This is a genomic window from Flavobacterium jejuense (genome assembly GCF_006491595.2).
Lineage (GTDB): Bacteria > Bacteroidota > Bacteroidia > Flavobacteriales > Flavobacteriaceae > Flavobacterium > Flavobacterium jejuense.
This window is the reverse complement of the sequence record NZ_VEVQ02000003.1, coordinates 292,278-307,996: the sequence shown is the minus strand read 5'-3', so window position 1 is coordinate 307,996 and position 15,719 is coordinate 292,278. Positions and strand designations below refer to the sequence as shown.

The window sequence follows — 15,719 nt, the reverse complement described above, 5'->3', positions numbered from 1 at the left end:
GTTGCTTTAAACACCAATAGCTTAGTTCGTGAACTAAGCTATTGGTATATGTTGAGGTATTGTAAAGGTCGCTATTACGTTTTCGTTCAGCAACTGTGTTACCTGTATTTATTAATCCTCCAATAAAACCTCCAAAATACTAATGGCAGCCTCACTAATTTTGGTTCCTGGACCAAAGACAGCTACAGCACCAGCATCGAAAAGGAATTGGTAATCTTGTGCTGGAATTACTCCACCTACAATTACCATAATATCTTCACGACCGTATTTTTTCAATTCAGCAATTACTTGAGGAACTAGTGTTTTGTGTCCAGCAGCTAACGAGGAAACTCCTAAAATGTGTACATCATTTTCTACGGCTTGTTTGGCAGCTTCTACAGGAGTTTGAAATAATGGACCAATATCCACATCAAAACCTACATCAGCATAACCAGTGGCTACTACTTTTGCACCACGATCGTGACCGTCTTGACCCATTTTAGCAATCATAATACGAGGACGACGTCCGTCTTTCTTTGCGAAAGCATCAGCTAATTGTTTGGCTTTTTCAAAGCTTTCGTCATTTTTTATTTCTTTGCTATACACACCGCTAAAACTTCTAATTTGTGCTTTATACCTTCCGAATATTGCTTCTAAAGCATCGCTAATTTCTCCAAGCGTAGCTCTTTCACGAGCTGCTTCTATGGCTAAAGATAATAAATTTCCTTTTCTTGTTTTTGCACATTCTGTTAATTTTGCTAAAGTTTCTTTTACTTTTTCAGGATTTCTTTCTGCTTTTATTTTGGCTAACAACTCTAATTGTTGCTTGCGTACCATTTCATTATCAACATCTAGAATGTGTAAAGGATCTTCTTTTTCTAGTCTGTATTTGTTAACACCAACAATAATATCTTGTCCGCTATCAATACGAGCTTGTTTTCTAGCTGCCGCTTCTTCTATTCTTAGTTTTGGGATTCCTTCTTCAATGGCTTTTGTCATGCCACCAAGAGCTTCTACTTCTTCAATTAAGGTCCAAGCTTTTTCTGCAATTTCAGCGGTTAAACTTTCCACATAATAGCTTCCCGCCCAAGGATCAACCGTTTTACAGATTTTAGTTTCTTCTTGTAAAAAAATTTGTGTGTTTCGAGCAATTCTAGCAGAGAAATCGGTTGGTAAAGCAATGGCTTCGTCTAATGCATTAGTATGTAATGATTGTGTACCTCCAAAAGCAGCAGCGGAAGCTTCAATAGCTGTTCGAGCTACGTTATTAAAAGGATCTTGTTCAGTTAAACTCCAACCAGAAGTTTGACAATGTGTTCTTAATGCTAATGATTTCTCATCTTTTGGGTTGAATTGTTTGACTAGTTTTGCCCAAAGCATTCTTCCAGCTCGCATTTTAGCAATTTCCATAAAATGATTCATACCAATGGCCCAAAAGAAAGAAAGACGAGGTGCAAAAGTATCAATATCCATACCTGCAGCTAAGCCCGTTCGAATATAGTCTAATCCGTCTGCTAGAGTGTAAGCCAACTCAATATCAGCAGTAGCACCAGCTTCTTGCATGTGATAACCTGAAATAGATATGGAATTGAATTTAGGCATGTTTTTACTCGTATATTCGAAAATATCAGCAATGATTTTCATGGAAGGAGTTGGAGGATAGATATAGGTATTTCTAACCATGAACTCTTTTAGAATATCATTTTGTATAGTTCCAGAAAGCAATTTGGCAGCCACACCTTGTTCTTCGGCAGCGACAATGTAGAAAGCCATAATTGGTAAAACGGCACCATTCATAGTCATAGAAACCGACATTTCATCTAATGGGATTTGGTCAAATAATATTTTCATATCTTCTACCGAATCGATAGCTACACCAGCTTTTCCTACATCACCCACAACGCGTTCGTGATCAGAATCATAACCTCTGTGTGTGGCTAAATCGAAGGCAACTGAAAGTCCTTTTTGTCCAGCAGCTAAATTTCTTCTGTAAAAAGCATTACTTTCTTCAGCTGTAGAAAATCCTGCATATTGACGCACTGTCCAAGGTCTACGAACGTACATTGTACTATAAGGACCACGAAGATTTGGTGCAAAACCAGCTCCAAAATCGAGATGCTCTAAGTTTTCAATATCTTCTTTAGAATAGGTTGATTTTACTTCTATGTTTTCTGCCGTTAGAAAATTTTTCTCCAATGAATTGGAATTTGGAATTTCATTTTTGGAATTTTCTAAAGTTATATGTTGTATGTTTTTTCTCATAGCTTATTCTTCTTGTGCTAAGCGTTCTTGTTCCAATTTTTCAGCTAAACGTCTTTCAATTACAGGAGTAATTAATGTTTTTCTAGAATGCGTTTTTACGAAGGGAAATAATTCCAAATCCTGTTTCATTTTATCGTTTTTGTTAGGATATTTATTGGTTCCTAATAAAATTTCTTTGCCTGAATCGAATAACTCTTGTTCTTTTTGAGCGCTTTCTTTGATTTTACGCTGAATGGTTCCTTCGATTAATTGCGTAATCAAACCTCCATTGACTTCAATATCTTTAAAAAGATCTAACGCTTTTTCTGCTAATTGTTCTGTAAGGGATTCTATATAATAGGCTCCATCTGCTGGATTGTTTACTTTATCAAAATAACTTTCGTTTTTTAGAACCAACAATTGATTGCGAGAAATTCTATCTCCAAATTCATTGTCTTTATGGTATAATGCATCATAAGGTAAATTAGCAATAGTATTTGCTCCACCAAGAATGGCACTCATACACTCAGTTGTGGTACGAAGCATATTTACATTGTAATCGTATAGTGTTTTGTTTCTTTTAGTTGGTGTTGCTAGAATATGACAATCGAAATTGTGGTTGTATTCTTTGGCTAATGTGTTGAAAAGAATACGTAATGCTCTTAGTTTGGCAATTTCGAAAAAGTAATTGGTTCCAATCGCTACTTCTATAAAAATAGGTTGTTTTAGGTTTGAAACTCTATTGAAATATTCATTAACATGTGCTAAAGTGTATGCCAATTGTTGCACCATATTGGCTCCTGCATTTTGATAGATTCCTGTTTTAATAGTTAAAAATGGAAGGATTGTTTTTGAAGCAATTGTGTTTAATTTATGAAAATCTTTTTCTAGATTTTCATACCAATTACCTTCTTTTACTAAATGCCCAATTGGATCTGTTTGTATAGTAATTTGTGCGTTATTTTTAGAAGCAAATTCGCTTATTTGATTTACGAAATCGTTTGATAAAAATGGCAAATAAAAAAAATAGTGAGTGTTTTCTAATGGAAGATTCTGCATTAACTCAACTATAGAAATTGATTCATTTTCTAGAGTAAAACGAATGCTGTTTGCACCTCTATTTAAAGTGTCTAATGCTTTTTTATTAGATTTTGCTATGTCGTGAACAAAAATGTTTTGCGCAATTTTAAATTGAGATACATTGGTGTGTACTGATACCTTGTTTTCAAATTCGTCTTTGTGATAAAAAGGCTTTACTTTAATTCCTTCTAAACTTTCCCAAATTAAAGTATCGTTATAATCGGCTCCTTTGAGTTCAAATTGTGTTTTTTGTTTCCATTCTTTTGAAGAGATGGGAGCAAATTCTTGAAATAATTTTTGACTTTCCATTAGTTCTTTTTTTAATGGTTTAAAAAGTTCCTTTAGTTTGTTATTAGTCCTGATGGGAGCAAACTACCTTGTAGTGCGGACAGCAGGAAAATGGTTTAAAAGAAATCAGAAAGATTGACTTCTAATGAAATTAAAAATCGTTTTGTTCTTCTTTTTGTTCTCCTTCAAATTCTATAATATAGATATCTTCATTCTCGCGCTTCATGTAATATTTTTCTCGCGCATATTTTTCAATTTGATCTAAATTTTTTAACTTTTTTATGCGAATACTATCTTTTCTAATTTCGGTTTTATAGTAATCTATGTTGTCTTCTAATTCTTCTATTTGTTTGTTTAGAACCTGATGTTCTATTTGTGAATTATTGTCTAAAATAAGCATCCATACTATAAAAAAAGCAGATACAATAATGTACCTGTTTCCTAATAATTTAAGAAATTTAAATCGGGTTAATATGGCTTTTATTTTTTTCAATTCGATTTAAAAATTAATGAATTCGTTGTTTGATTACTGCTCTTACTACATCAATTGCAACGGTATTGTACTTGTCATTAGGAATAATTATATCTGCATATGCTTTAGTAGGTTCGATAAACTGTTGATGCATAGGTTTTAATGTATTTTGATATCTATTTAATACTTCTTCCATATCTCTTCCTCTTTCTGCAATATCTCGTTTAAGTCTTCTGATTAATCGTTCATCAGAATCGGCATGTACAAAAACTTTAATATCAAACATTTCTCTAAGTTCAGGGTTTGTAAGGATAAGAATGCCTTCTACTATCATTACCTTTCTTGGATGTGTTACAATAACGTCATCTGTTCTATCATGTGTAACAAAGGAATAGATTGGTTGCTCGATAGTTTTTCCTGCTTTTAAGTCTTTTAAATGAGCTACTAATAAATCAAAATCGATTGCTCTAGGATGGTCAAAATTTATTTTAGTACGTTCTTCATAACTAAGATGGTGTGTTTCTTTGTAATATGAGTCTTGTGATATAATTCCAACTTCTGTTGCTGGTAATTCATTCATGATTTGGTGCACTACAGTTGTTTTTCCACTTCCTGTACCACCAGCTATTCCTATTATTAACATTTTGATTTATTTTATCAGGCAAATTTAAGTATTTGATTTTAATTATATGTCTATATTTTATGAACTAAAAAAAATATATTTTTTATTTGTATGTATTGTTTTTAGTGTTATATTTGCATCCGCATTCACGGGGTGTAGCGTAGCCCGGTCATCGCGCCTGCTTTGGGAGCAGGAGGTCGCAGGTTCGAATCCTGCCACCCCGACAAAAACCTTTCTGGAAACAGAAAGGTTTTTTTATTTGAGATAAACAAGAGTAGAAAGAGAAATACTGTTTTTTGGATTTTGGAAATGTAAAATATTTATAATATGAACTTTACATAGAATTTATCATGAATGGGTATATTTAGAAAATCTATTTTTTAATAATAAAATGGGTAATTTATAGTCATATGGAGTTTATTAAAGAACAGATTCTTTTTACTTTTCTTTTTTTCTTTTTTATTGTAAGCTTGCAATCGCAGGAAAAAAAGATTGATAGTTTAAAAAGGGAATTGCAAATTCATCAAGAAAAAGATACTACTAGAGTAAAATTTTTAAATCAATTAGCTCTTTATCATTATAGAAATGACCCTCCTCAAGCTATTGCTTATGTAGTAGAATCTTTAAAACTAGCTAAAGAGTTAAAATTTATAAAATTTATTGCTCGTTGTTCGTATGTAAAAGGGGTTGTTTATATGGAGCAGGCAAATTTTGAAGTTGCAATTGATAACCTAAACAATGCAATAAAACATTATACAACTATAAATGATTTAAATGGCATAGAAAAATGTAAAAATGCCTTAGGTGTCTTATATGATTATAAAGGAGAATATAAACTTTCTTTAAAAAATTATGAAGAAGGAAAAGCTATTGCTGAAAAACTAGGTAATAAAGAAAGTATTAATACTTATTTATATAATATGGGTAATATTTATGCAAGTATTGGAGATTACCAAAAAGCAAAAAACAATTTTAATAAAGTATTAAATATTAATATAAAAGATAAAGATTCTCTTGGAATGCTTAGTTGTTTAAATTCTATTGCAACGGTTTATTATGAACAAAGTAATTATTCTCAATCTTTAAAGTATAATAATGAATCATTATATATTGCTCAAAAAATTAAAGATTCTATTGGAATATTTCAATCGTATATTAATATTGGAAATACGTATAGACTTAAAGATTTATATGATAAAGCATTGCATTTTTACAACAAAGCACTAGCAATAAAAGCAGCAAGTTTTAATGTTAAAAATATTACGGCTTTAAAAAATAATATCGCGGGTGTTTTTTATGATAAAAAAAATTATGAAAGTGCAGAGGCATATTATTTAGAATCGATAGCTTTAAGTCAAGAAATTGATGATAATGTAAATTTAGTTACAGCTATTAATGGGCTTGGGTTCAATTATTTAAAGACTAAAAAACATGCTAAGGCTTTGAAATGTTTTAAAGAAGCTTTAGAAATATATGCATTAGATTATACTTCTTTAGATTTATTAGATTCTTACCAAGGTTTGGCGGAAACCTATTTTGATATGAAAAAATATGATTTAGCTTTACTTAATGCCAGAGAATTAGAAAAGTTAGCAGAAAAAAACAAAGTTTTATTACATAAAAAAGAGGCATATATAATGCTCTATAAAATTTATAAAATTAAAGGGGATTACAAAAAAGCTCTTGAAAATCATGAGCAATATAAAATTATAGGAGACAGTCTTTTAAATAAGGAAAATATTAAAAAAATTACAGAAATAGAATATGAATACAAGTACAAAAACGAACTAGAAAATGCCGAAAAAAGAGAGATAAAATTGACTAAAACTGTAAAAGCGACTTCAAAAGATTTAGAAAAATCACAACAAAAATTACTTTTAGGAGTTATCGTTTTTTTAATAATTACTATCCTTTTAGCAGTAATTATCTTTTTTTTAAAATTAAGAAACATAAGATCAAAAAATCAGAATAGTTTAATAGAACAAAAATTATTGCGTTCCCAGATGACACCTCACTTTATATTTAATTCACTATCAGTATTACAAGGTATTATTTTAAATAAAGAAGAGGAGAAGTCAATCCATTATCTGTCTAAATTTTCAAAACTACTCCGTATAACTTTAGAGAATTCTAGAGATACTATGGTTTTGCTTTCTCAAGAACTAATTGCTATTGAGAATTATTTAGCTCTTCAAAATTTAGAAAATGAATCTTATAGGTATAGTATTTTAGTTGATAAGACAATTGCAGTAGCGTTATTTAAAATTCCACCAATGCTTATTCAGCCTTTTATTGAAAATGCCATTGAACACGGTTTTAAAAATCAAAATGAGAATAAAAAAATAGATGTTCAGCTCAAGTTTTCAGGTAAAAGTTTAATTTGTATTATTACAGATAATGGTATTGGAATTAATGCTCAAAAAGAAAGCGTTAGGCCTTATAAAAAATCTTTAGCAACCACTATTACTTCTGAGCGATTGGAGATTTTATCTAAAGAATTTAAAATGAAAGGTTCTGTTACTGTAGAAGATAGACAGCAATATAATGAAAAGGGAACTATAGTTACTTTAGTAATCCCTTATAAAATATATGTAGCATAATGAAAACATTATTGATAGAAGATAAAGCTTATATTAGAAAAGGATTACTTAATTTATTACAATTAATAGATACAGAAATACAGGTAATAGGTGAGTGTGAATCTGTGAAAGATGCAGTAGTTGTTGCGAATGCTTGTAAACCTGATTTGATTTTTTTAGATATTAATCTTTTAGATGGTACTGCTTTTGATTTTTTAGAGCAAACTGAAAATCTATCCTTTAAAATTATTTTTATTACCGCTTATGAAGAATATGCTTTGAAAGCATTGAAAATAGGAGCAGTAGATTATCTTTTAAAACCTGTTGATATAGAAGAGCTTAAGATAGCATTGGAAAAAGTTTCCAAGATGCCAATTAAACAACAAAAACAACAAATAAATACTGTAAAGCAGGTTTGGAAAAGTGACGGAGATCAATTAATACTATCGTTTCATGATAGTTTTCAAGTGATTGATTTAAATGAATTGCTGTTTTGTGAGTCAGATAAAGGGTATACTACTTTTTATTGTTGTAATGATAAAAAATATGTGGTTTCAAAAACCTTAAAAGAATTTGAAGAACGTCTTTTAAAAGCAAATTTTTTACGCCCTCATCAATCGTTTATGGTGAATTTAAAATTTATAGATAAATATGATAAATCTGGAGTAATTCATTTGAAAAATGGAAAAAAAGTGCCAGTATCATCTCGTAAAAAAGAGTCTTTTTTAACTTCGTTTTTAAATTGGAATAAAAATTAAATGGTAATGTCTAGTCCTAAATAAACTTTTAAGGTTAATAAGGACTAGACATTGTGAAATTGGTTTAAGACTTTTTATTTTAGGTTAGTCTTGTTTTTCTTTTTAAACAAAGTTCCTAAACCTACCTCTTTGGTTTCTTCTTCTCCTTTGATGTTTGTTTTTATTATGCTATCAATTTCTTCATAAAAAGCATCTGAATTCCCATATATTAAACGAATTATGAGACGACCTAATAAACCAGCTTGATTGTGTAATAAAAGTAGCCAACCAGCTAAAGTAGCTTCAGAGAAATAGATTGATGTATGTTTTCCTGTGTTTGAAGATGCATCATCAATAGTTGTAACATTTACTTTTGTTCTATGATATGCGTTTTTTATTACCGTGATAGCATCGGTAGTTGAACCAGTAATTAGTTTGCCAGCAAGATGGGTTGATTTTCTAGATAATTTTAATTCGTATTTATTTCCGAGTTTCTCTTTTAGTAGCTTTTCTACTTCTTCTAGTGTAGGATTATCAAATGCTCTAAATGTTGTTACTTTCATGTTGAATTAGTTTAAATAAGACTTAGTTTTACTCTTTATCTGTGTTTAAGGGTAATATTTTGTAAATAGAATGGTCATATTTAGTGATTGTGTTTGCTATTTTTTCATAAGTTTCACTATCTTTATCTTCTGAATTCCAATCTATTCTACCTTTATTGAAGTCTGTGAAATAGTCGTCCCAGTTTTTGAATTTTTTTCTAGCCAAAGGAAGTATTTCTAGTGTTATTTTTTTTACTTCTTCTTTCGTTAGAAATCCACAGGCATATCCCATATTAGCATTATTAACTATTCTTGCATAATCCCAAGCTTTATAGGTATGTTCTCTAGTTTTGAGATCATTAATGCTTTCTAGAAGCTGCTCCTTGTTAGAGATGTTCCACATAGATTTAAAAACGCTTTTAATACCTGATGCTTGAGAGGTTTCAAAAGGAAACTCAAGTATTTCTTTGTAACCACCAACTAGTTCTTTATCAGTTGTATAACCTGCATCAATCATCATGTCAGCTACTGCATTTGTACCTCCATAACCATTGAAAAAGTAAATTCCTCCTAACATAAAACTACTCAATTGCTCGTCTTCTATTTTCTCTGAAGAACTAGAACCACAGGATTGTAATATTAAAAAAGGCAGTAAAACAACAAGTACAATTTTCATTTTTTTTAAAGTATTCATAATTATTTATTTGAGTTTATTTTAGTAGTACTTACCTCACCTTTAGAATAGTTTCTATTAGTATGATAAGTGGGAAATTCTGTTAAGAATAGCATTATTACTACTGATTTTTTTATTTTGCCAAAGGTATATGCTTGGCCTCATGTATAAAATAGAGAATTTATTTTAGAAGCTTTATGAAATAAATGCGTAGTATTTGACTACATATTCGTTAATAGGTGTACAGTTAATCATAGTTTTTTTAATTACTACAATTAGAAAGTTTAAGTAGATTACAAAAGAAATAGTGTAAAATAATCTATATTAAAATTAGGTATGGTATAGCTTTTTTTATTTTAAATCTAATGGTATTTTTACACTTAATGCTAAGTTTAATCCTGATTCATAAATTTCAAATGATCTAAAACGGGACATATTGTTGTAGTACTTTTTGTCCAAAATATTGTTTGCGGTAAGTGTAAATTCTGTTTGTTTGAATTTAGTTCCAAAACCTAAATTAATGATAGTGTAGCTTGGTGTTTCTAATTCGTTTTCTGCTACTTGGTCTTGTTTGAGTGCAGAAATTGTTCCTATATTAATAGAGTTGTCTTTAAATTTACCAATTGGATTGATGTTTATGAAAAAAGTATTAGTGATTTTTGTTGCAGGCATCATTGGTAAATAGGAATTGTTATCTGTTCTTTTTCCAACTAAGGTTGAAAATTTTGTTTCAAAATGGATTCTTTTTAAACTCTTTGGATGGATATCTATTCTAGCTTCACCACCAGTAATTTCTGCATTTGATTGATAAAATTTGTATTCTGTAACGTTATTTGTGGGATCAATATTACTAGGGACCTGATTTCCTGTTGGAGCAATATATATGTAGTTATTAATTCTATTAAAATAAAATGAACTCTCTAATGTTATGTTTTCATTTAAGTAGGTAACATTAAAATCAAATTGATTGTTATTTTCTTTTGTGAAATTTGCATTCCCAACTTCAAAGCGTTGCGATTCTAATTTAAATCCGTTTGCGGTAAGCTCATTTAAATTAGGAGAGCGATAACCTGTTGCAAAACTAGTTCTTAAAGTAAGGTCTTTTTCTATACAATAGGATATTCCAACTGATGTGCTAAGGTTATTGTAGTTCTTTGAAATTTCAGGGATTGAATAATTATATCCTGTTGTTTCATGTGTATTTAAATTTCTTGAATCATATCGAATACCTAAACTAAAATTAAATTTTTCTAGTTCGTATTTACTTACGCCAAATAATCCAAAATCATTAATTGTTGCATTTGGTATTAGAACAGTTTGAGCTCCAGAAATGTTTTTATTTGTTTGATGCATGCCTTGAGAGCCAATTATGGTGCTAAATCTTCCCAAAGTTGGCATATACCATTTTATATTGTAAGTCGTGGATTGTAAGGACATGTCTACATATCGATATCCTTTTTTTACTCCAGTTATTTCTTCGTTTTCTGAACGGTGATTGTTTTGGTAACCCAATATTACATCGAATTTAGATTTTCCAGAAAGTAGGGTAGTATTAGATGTAATTCTATTATCTACAACTGTATGAAAGGGAGCTTCTATTTCGAAAGGATATTTTTCTTTTTCAATATCTGTATTTATGATATTTCCATTTGTGTCTTTAATGATATCTTTTCCATCTAAAATTCCATAAAAAGCTTGATTATAAACGTAAGATATATTTGTTGAACCCCATTTTCTATTGATACCAAGGTAACCTTTTGCTCCGTATTCTAAAAGACGTGTGTTTGGTATTCTAAAAGATTGATTGTTTATAAAATAATCAGAATATAGTTTTCCTAAGGTGCTAATTCCCCAATTGTATTTTTCTTTGGCTCCATCAATATTTGCATTTGCTCTCCATCCTAAATTGTTGGTATACATAGATGCTAATGCATTTCCTTTTATAGTTCCAACATCGGCTGGTTTTGTTTTTACAAAATTAACAACACCACCCATTGCTTCAGGACCATATAATAAACTTGAAGGACCTTTTATAATTTCAACCTGATTTAATCCTAATTCGTTTACTCCAATTCCATGTTCATCATCCCATTGTTGTGTTTCAAAACGTGTTCCGTCTATAACAGTTAAAATCCTATTGCCAGATAATCCTCTAATTACTGGTCGACTCACCAAAGGTCCAGAAGTAATTGCGTCTACACCAGAAACTTTATTAATTAAATCCATAATTGTAAAAGCTCCAATTTTTTGCATTTCCTCTTTTTTGACAACATCAATTTTATAGGTGCTTTTATCTTGAGAATTTATATATGCGTTTGAAACGACTACCTCGTTGATTTGTATTGATTTTTGTTTTAAAGCGATGTTTAATTGAAATTCGTTAGTGTTATTTGTAATTTCTATTTCATGAATCTGGCTTTGGTAACCTAAATGTGTTATTTGAACTTTGTAAATTCCTTTTCCAATGCCAGAAATCAAATAGTCTCCATTTTCGTTTGTTGAAGTACCTTTGTTAAATTCAACCACGTAAATTGTTGAATTTATTAGAGGTTCGTTTGTATTGTAATCGGTAATATTTCCTTTTAAAGTTTTTTGCGAAAAGGTAATTTGGCTTATTCCAAGTACTAGTATTAACTGTAAAATAAATTTCATTTGATTTTTACCGAATTTTTAATTTATGAGTTTGTAAAAATAGAATAAGTTTTATTTATAAAAAATTTATTATTTCTGAATTTATGAAATAGTGTATAAATAAAAAATCCTTAAACAGTTGTTGTTTAAGGATTTGTTTCTCGTAGCGAAGACGGGAGTTGAACCCGTGACCTCAGGGTTATGAATTTAGAAGTCTTCAAAAAACGAACCATTTTACTAGTATTTAAAGACCTTATAAATTACTGTTTTATTAAAATCGTGTTCAATTTTATGTTCAAGGTTAGAGTTAATTAGTATTAGATATAATCTATCTTTAAACAAGTTTAAATTTACAAATGATTTTTCTTAAAAACAAATATATTCATATGTTGATGTAATTAACATATGAATAAGTAACATGTTTTTATTATTTATAACATACTTAAGATTAGATAATAATAAATTCTATTCCACTATTATAAAATTACTTTATGTTATTTATTTCTACTTTTTTAGTTTTAAGAAGTAAAAAAAAATAAGTATTTTTAAACAATAACATTATTTGGTTAGTTTTGTAATATAAAAGTGAATCATTTAATGCAAGCTAATAAAAAATATATTTTATCTTTAAAAGAATATGAGAGGCTCTTTGATAAATTATACACATCCCTGTGTTTGTTTGCAAATAAGTATATTGGAGATTTAGATCAATCAAAAGACATTGTACAAGATGTTTTTGTGAAGGTCTGGGAAGATAATGTTGGGTTTCAAAATGAAAACAACATAAAATCTTATTTATACACCTCAGTTAAAAATAAATCTCTCGATTACTTAAAGAGTAAAAGAGTAAAAACTACAGACAATTTTCCAATTACTGAAATTGCAAAATTAGAAACTGAATCTTTTTTTTTAAGAGAAGTAGTTGTTTTAGAGACTTCAAATATTATTGAAAATGCAATAAATACACTTCCAAATAAATGTGCACAAATCATTAGATTGAGTATTAAAGACTTTACCAATACAGAAATAGCAGAAGAACTTGATATATCAATAAATACTGTTAAAGCTCAAAAAAAAATTGCCTACAAAAGACTCCGCCCACTATTAAAAGACTATTTTATTTTAATTGCTTTTGTTTTTGATAATACTAATTAAAAATTGTAGGTTTTGTCACTTATATTTATGAATCAAACTTTTAAAAAAAAGTATTTATTCAAAAATAAAATCTTTTGCATTTGAGAAAATATAATTTGAAATTGTTAAATATCATTAAAAAAATCTATATAGAGAATTTCTAAAAATAAAAATATTTATTTTTTTTAACTATTTCTTAACCCTTATTAAACATTTTGTCGTCATATACTAAAATGATTAATAATACTATGACTATTTTTAATAAAATAATAACATTGTCAAAACAAATTGCTTCATCACTACTAGAAGATAAAGGATTTTCAGTATTAGAAAAATCAGAATTGTTTGATAAAGTAAATAAAGAGTATATTATTAAAAACCTTACTGATGAATCTTTAATAAAACGACGACTGCGACTAATAAATCAAGTTAACAAAAAAAAGGATTGGAAAAAAGTAAAAAGTAAAATCGATGTACCTGTCAGAAGTATATATTGGAAATATGCTGTTGCTGCTTTACTGTTAATAGGAGGTGTAATAACATTGTTTATTAATCAACCAGGTGATATACAGCGTTTTAACGATCCAGTAATCGTTAATAATAAAATATTGCCAGGTGAAGGAAAAGCTGTGTTAACATTAGAAACAGGAGAAGTAATTGTGTTGGGAAAAGGGGTAGATATAAAAACAGAAAATGCGTCAAGTAACGGAAAAGAGTTAATTTATAATAATGACCCCTCAGAAAAATTGACTTATAATTTTCTTACTGTTCCAAGAGGAGGACAGTTTCAATTAACATTATCTGATGGAACTAAAATTTGGCTTAATTCTGAAAGCCAATTAAAATATCCGGTATCTTTTAATAACACTCAATCTAGGCAAGTAGAGCTTGTTTATGGTGAGGCGTATTTTGATGTTTCTTCTAGTACAAAACATAATGGATTAAATTTTAAAGTCAATCATAATAAACAAGAAGTTAAGGTTCTTGGAACGGAGTTTAATATAAAAGCTTATAAGGATGAATCAAATATTTATACAACTTTAGTGGAGGGTGAAGTTGCTGTAAGTGTGAGGGGAATTAATAAGGTTATAAAACCTGGTGAACAATCAAATTTTAATAGTATATTAAACACTATTGAAGTAAGCAATGTAGATGTTTTTAGAGAAGTGGGATGGAAATATGGGGCATTTAGTTTTAAGCATAAACCTTTGAAAGAAATTATGGTGGTTTTGTCTCGTTGGTATGATATGGAGGTGATTTTTGAAAATAAAAGATATGAGAATGTAACCTTTAATGGAACACTTTATAAAAATCAATCGATTGAAGAAGTACTAATGTTAATTAAAGGCAGTATTAATTCTTATGAAATAAATAACAAAACTTTAATTTTAAAGTAAAATTATATATAATACTAATAAAAAAACAAGTGTCTATAGATATAATAAATGACAAAAAATATTAACTAAAACCATTATAATCATGAAAAAAATTACATTTCTTTTTGCTTCTATTATTTTTAGTGTTGTAAGTACAATTAGTGCACAAACAATAACATTCGATTGGGATACTCCTGCTCCAACAGGAGTTGATGCTAGTGGACTTTCTGCTACCGGCACCATTATTCAGACTAAAAATGGTATCACTACAATGTTTGCAGGTACACCAATAGTGGCGGGAATAGCAGACTTTGGTGGTTTTGGAGGGTCAACGGGAAACACTATTCTTCCAGATGCAATAGGAGATGCAACTAGTGCAACCTTTACTTTCAGTGAACCAGTAAATATTGTTTCTATATTGGCTCTTGATGCTAATGGAACAAATGTTGATTATACGTTTACTCCCACTGGTGGGGCTAATTCTATAGTTGTAGGGTCATTAGTTGGTGGAACAAAAACGGTTAATTTAAATTGGATTGGTGTTACTTCGTTTACTGTGACGTATTCGGATGCTTATGCTGCGTTTGATAATTTAATAGTTATTGCTTCAGCTTTAGCCAACACAACTTTCGATTGGGATACCCCAGATCCTACAGGAGTAGACCCTATTACCTTAGTATCACCTACAGGAGAAATTAATCAAACAAAAAATGGAATTACAACTACTCTTATAGGAGATCCAGATTTAGTAACACTTCTTGATCTTTTTGGTTCTTTTGGATCCTCAGGCAATATAGTTGTCCCATACGTTGGTTTTGGAACCATAACAGGTGGGTATACTTTTGCTTTTAGTGAGCCAGTTAATATTGTTTCAATTGTAGCTATCGAAAGGACGGGTGCCGATATTGATTATACATTTACTCCTACAGGTGGATCTAATTCTGTGGTTGTGGAATCATTAGTTGGGGGGACAAAAATAGTAAACTTAAATTGGTCTGATGTAACCTCTTTTACCGTAAATCATGTGGGTGCTTTACCAGCTTTTGATAATTTAATTGTTACCACATCATCTTTGTCAACCACTACAAATGTTTTAGCTGGAGTAGATATTTACCCAAATCCTGTTCAAGACTATCTTTATTTAAGAAATGTTAAAAATTTAGAATCTACAAAAATTTACAATAACATTGGACAATTAGTATCAGAAACAAAAGAAGAAAAAATTGATTTTAGTTATTTAAACAGCGGGATTTATTTTTTACAAATAACCACAGGTGAGGGAATTGGAATTAAAAAAATAATTAAAAAATAAATTAAAGTTTATTTATCATTAAAATATGGTAATAACAAAAGAATACATAAATA

12 protein-coding genes and 1 tRNA gene are annotated in these 15,719 nt (G+C 29.5%); 6 read left to right on the top strand and 7 right to left on the bottom strand.

The genetic code is table 11. The features are described 5' to 3' along the window. Positions 1-111 precede the first annotated feature (111 nt). The 4 genes from scpA to udk form a co-directional block, all read right to left on the bottom strand. Positions 112-2,241, bottom strand: a complete 2,130-nt coding sequence (gene scpA / locus FIA58_RS06435; protein WP_140961343.1) for a methylmalonyl-CoA mutase — start codon at positions 2,239-2,241, stop codon at positions 112-114. Positions 2,242-2,244: 3 nt separating this feature from the next. Further along, the gene (locus FIA58_RS06430; protein ID WP_140961341.1) at positions 2,245-3,609 is read right to left on the bottom strand and encodes a methylmalonyl-CoA mutase subunit beta; all 1,365 of its coding nucleotides are present in this window, start codon (positions 3,607-3,609) and stop codon (positions 2,245-2,247) included. A 130-nt stretch (positions 3,610-3,739) separates the two neighbouring features. After that, positions 3,740-4,081, bottom strand: coding sequence for an FtsB family cell division protein (locus FIA58_RS06425; protein WP_243754643.1), 342 nt, complete (start codon positions 4,079-4,081; stop codon positions 3,740-3,742). A gap of 13 nt (positions 4,082-4,094) precedes the next feature. Beyond that, positions 4,095-4,703, bottom strand: a complete 609-nt coding sequence (gene udk, locus FIA58_RS06420) for a uridine kinase (RefSeq protein WP_140961339.1) — start codon at positions 4,701-4,703, stop codon at positions 4,095-4,097. 128 nt (positions 4,704-4,831) lie between these two features. On the opposite strand from udk, the gene FIA58_RS06415 reads away from it, so the two are divergent. From FIA58_RS06415 to FIA58_RS06405, 3 genes are all read left to right on the top strand, one after another. Next, positions 4,832-4,906: transfer RNA gene (locus tag FIA58_RS06415), tRNA-Pro, on the top strand. A gap of 186 nt (positions 4,907-5,092) precedes the next feature. Next, complete coding sequence (locus FIA58_RS06410; protein ID WP_140961337.1) at positions 5,093-7,282, top strand: tetratricopeptide repeat protein; 2,190 nt, start codon at positions 5,093-5,095, stop codon at positions 7,280-7,282. Then, entirely contained in the window at positions 7,282-8,019 is a 738-nt protein-coding gene (locus FIA58_RS06405; RefSeq protein ID WP_140961335.1) for a LytR/AlgR family response regulator transcription factor, read from the top strand. The genes FIA58_RS06410 and FIA58_RS06405 overlap by 1 nt, the downstream gene beginning before the upstream one ends. A gap of 74 nt (positions 8,020-8,093) precedes the next feature. On the opposite strand, the gene FIA58_RS06400 is transcribed toward FIA58_RS06405, so the two are convergent. The 3 genes from FIA58_RS06400 to FIA58_RS06390 form a co-directional block, all read right to left on the bottom strand. Continuing rightward, positions 8,094-8,561 carry a hypothetical protein gene (locus tag FIA58_RS06400; RefSeq protein WP_140961333.1) on the bottom strand — a complete coding sequence of 156 codons (468 nt, stop codon included), beginning with the start codon at positions 8,559-8,561 and terminating at the stop codon, positions 8,094-8,096. A gap of 28 nt (positions 8,562-8,589) precedes the next feature. After that, complete coding sequence (locus tag FIA58_RS06395; RefSeq protein ID WP_208022767.1) at positions 8,590-9,216, bottom strand: DUF1266 domain-containing protein; 627 nt, start codon at positions 9,214-9,216, stop codon at positions 8,590-8,592. A 348-nt stretch (positions 9,217-9,564) separates the two neighbouring features. Beyond that, the gene (locus FIA58_RS06390) at positions 9,565-11,865 is read right to left on the bottom strand and encodes a TonB-dependent receptor (RefSeq protein ID WP_140961329.1); all 2,301 of its coding nucleotides are present in this window, start codon (positions 11,863-11,865) and stop codon (positions 9,565-9,567) included. Between the two features lie 564 nt (positions 11,866-12,429). On the opposite strand from FIA58_RS06390, the gene FIA58_RS06385 reads away from it, so the two are divergent. From FIA58_RS06385 to FIA58_RS06375, 3 genes are all read left to right on the top strand, one after another. Next, the gene (locus FIA58_RS06385) at positions 12,430-12,999 is read left to right on the top strand and encodes an RNA polymerase sigma-70 factor (RefSeq protein ID WP_317167877.1); all 570 of its coding nucleotides are present in this window, start codon (positions 12,430-12,432) and stop codon (positions 12,997-12,999) included. A gap of 212 nt (positions 13,000-13,211) precedes the next feature. Further along, complete coding sequence (locus FIA58_RS06380; RefSeq protein ID WP_140961327.1) at positions 13,212-14,375, top strand: FecR family protein; 1,164 nt, start codon at positions 13,212-13,214, stop codon at positions 14,373-14,375. Positions 14,376-14,457: 82 nt separating this feature from the next. Then, positions 14,458-15,666: a T9SS type A sorting domain-containing protein gene (locus tag FIA58_RS06375; protein ID WP_140961325.1), complete on the top strand. Its 1,209-nt coding sequence runs from the start codon at positions 14,458-14,460 to the stop codon at positions 15,664-15,666. The last annotated feature ends 53 nt before the right edge of the window (positions 15,667-15,719 follow it).

What these genes read in the sequence shown, in the direction of transcription:
- scpA (WP_140961343.1), bottom strand. Translation starts at nt 2,241, where the DNA reads ATGAGAAAAAACATACAACATATAACTTTAGAAAATTCCAAAAATGAA.
- FIA58_RS06430 (WP_140961341.1), bottom strand. Translation starts at nt 3,609, where the DNA reads ATGGAAAGTCAAAAATTATTTCAAGAATTTGCTCCCATCTCTTCAAAA.
- udk (WP_140961339.1), bottom strand. Translation starts at nt 4,703, where the DNA reads ATGTTAATAATAGGAATAGCTGGTGGTACAGGAAGTGGAAAAACAACT.
- FIA58_RS06410 (WP_140961337.1), top strand. Translation starts at nt 5,093, where the DNA reads ATGGAGTTTATTAAAGAACAGATTCTTTTTACTTTTCTTTTTTTCTTT.
- FIA58_RS06405 (WP_140961335.1), top strand. Translation starts at nt 7,282, where the DNA reads ATGAAAACATTATTGATAGAAGATAAAGCTTATATTAGAAAAGGATTA.
- FIA58_RS06400 (WP_140961333.1), bottom strand. Translation starts at nt 8,561, where the DNA reads ATGAAAGTAACAACATTTAGAGCATTTGATAATCCTACACTAGAAGAA.
- FIA58_RS06395 (WP_208022767.1), bottom strand. Translation starts at nt 9,216, where the DNA reads ATGAAAATTGTACTTGTTGTTTTACTGCCTTTTTTAATATTACAATCC.
- FIA58_RS06390 (WP_140961329.1), bottom strand. Translation starts at nt 11,865, where the DNA reads ATGAAATTTATTTTACAGTTAATACTAGTACTTGGAATAAGCCAAATT.
- FIA58_RS06380 (WP_140961327.1), top strand. Translation starts at nt 13,212, where the DNA reads ATGATTAATAATACTATGACTATTTTTAATAAAATAATAACATTGTCA.
- FIA58_RS06375 (WP_140961325.1), top strand. Translation starts at nt 14,458, where the DNA reads ATGAAAAAAATTACATTTCTTTTTGCTTCTATTATTTTTAGTGTTGTA.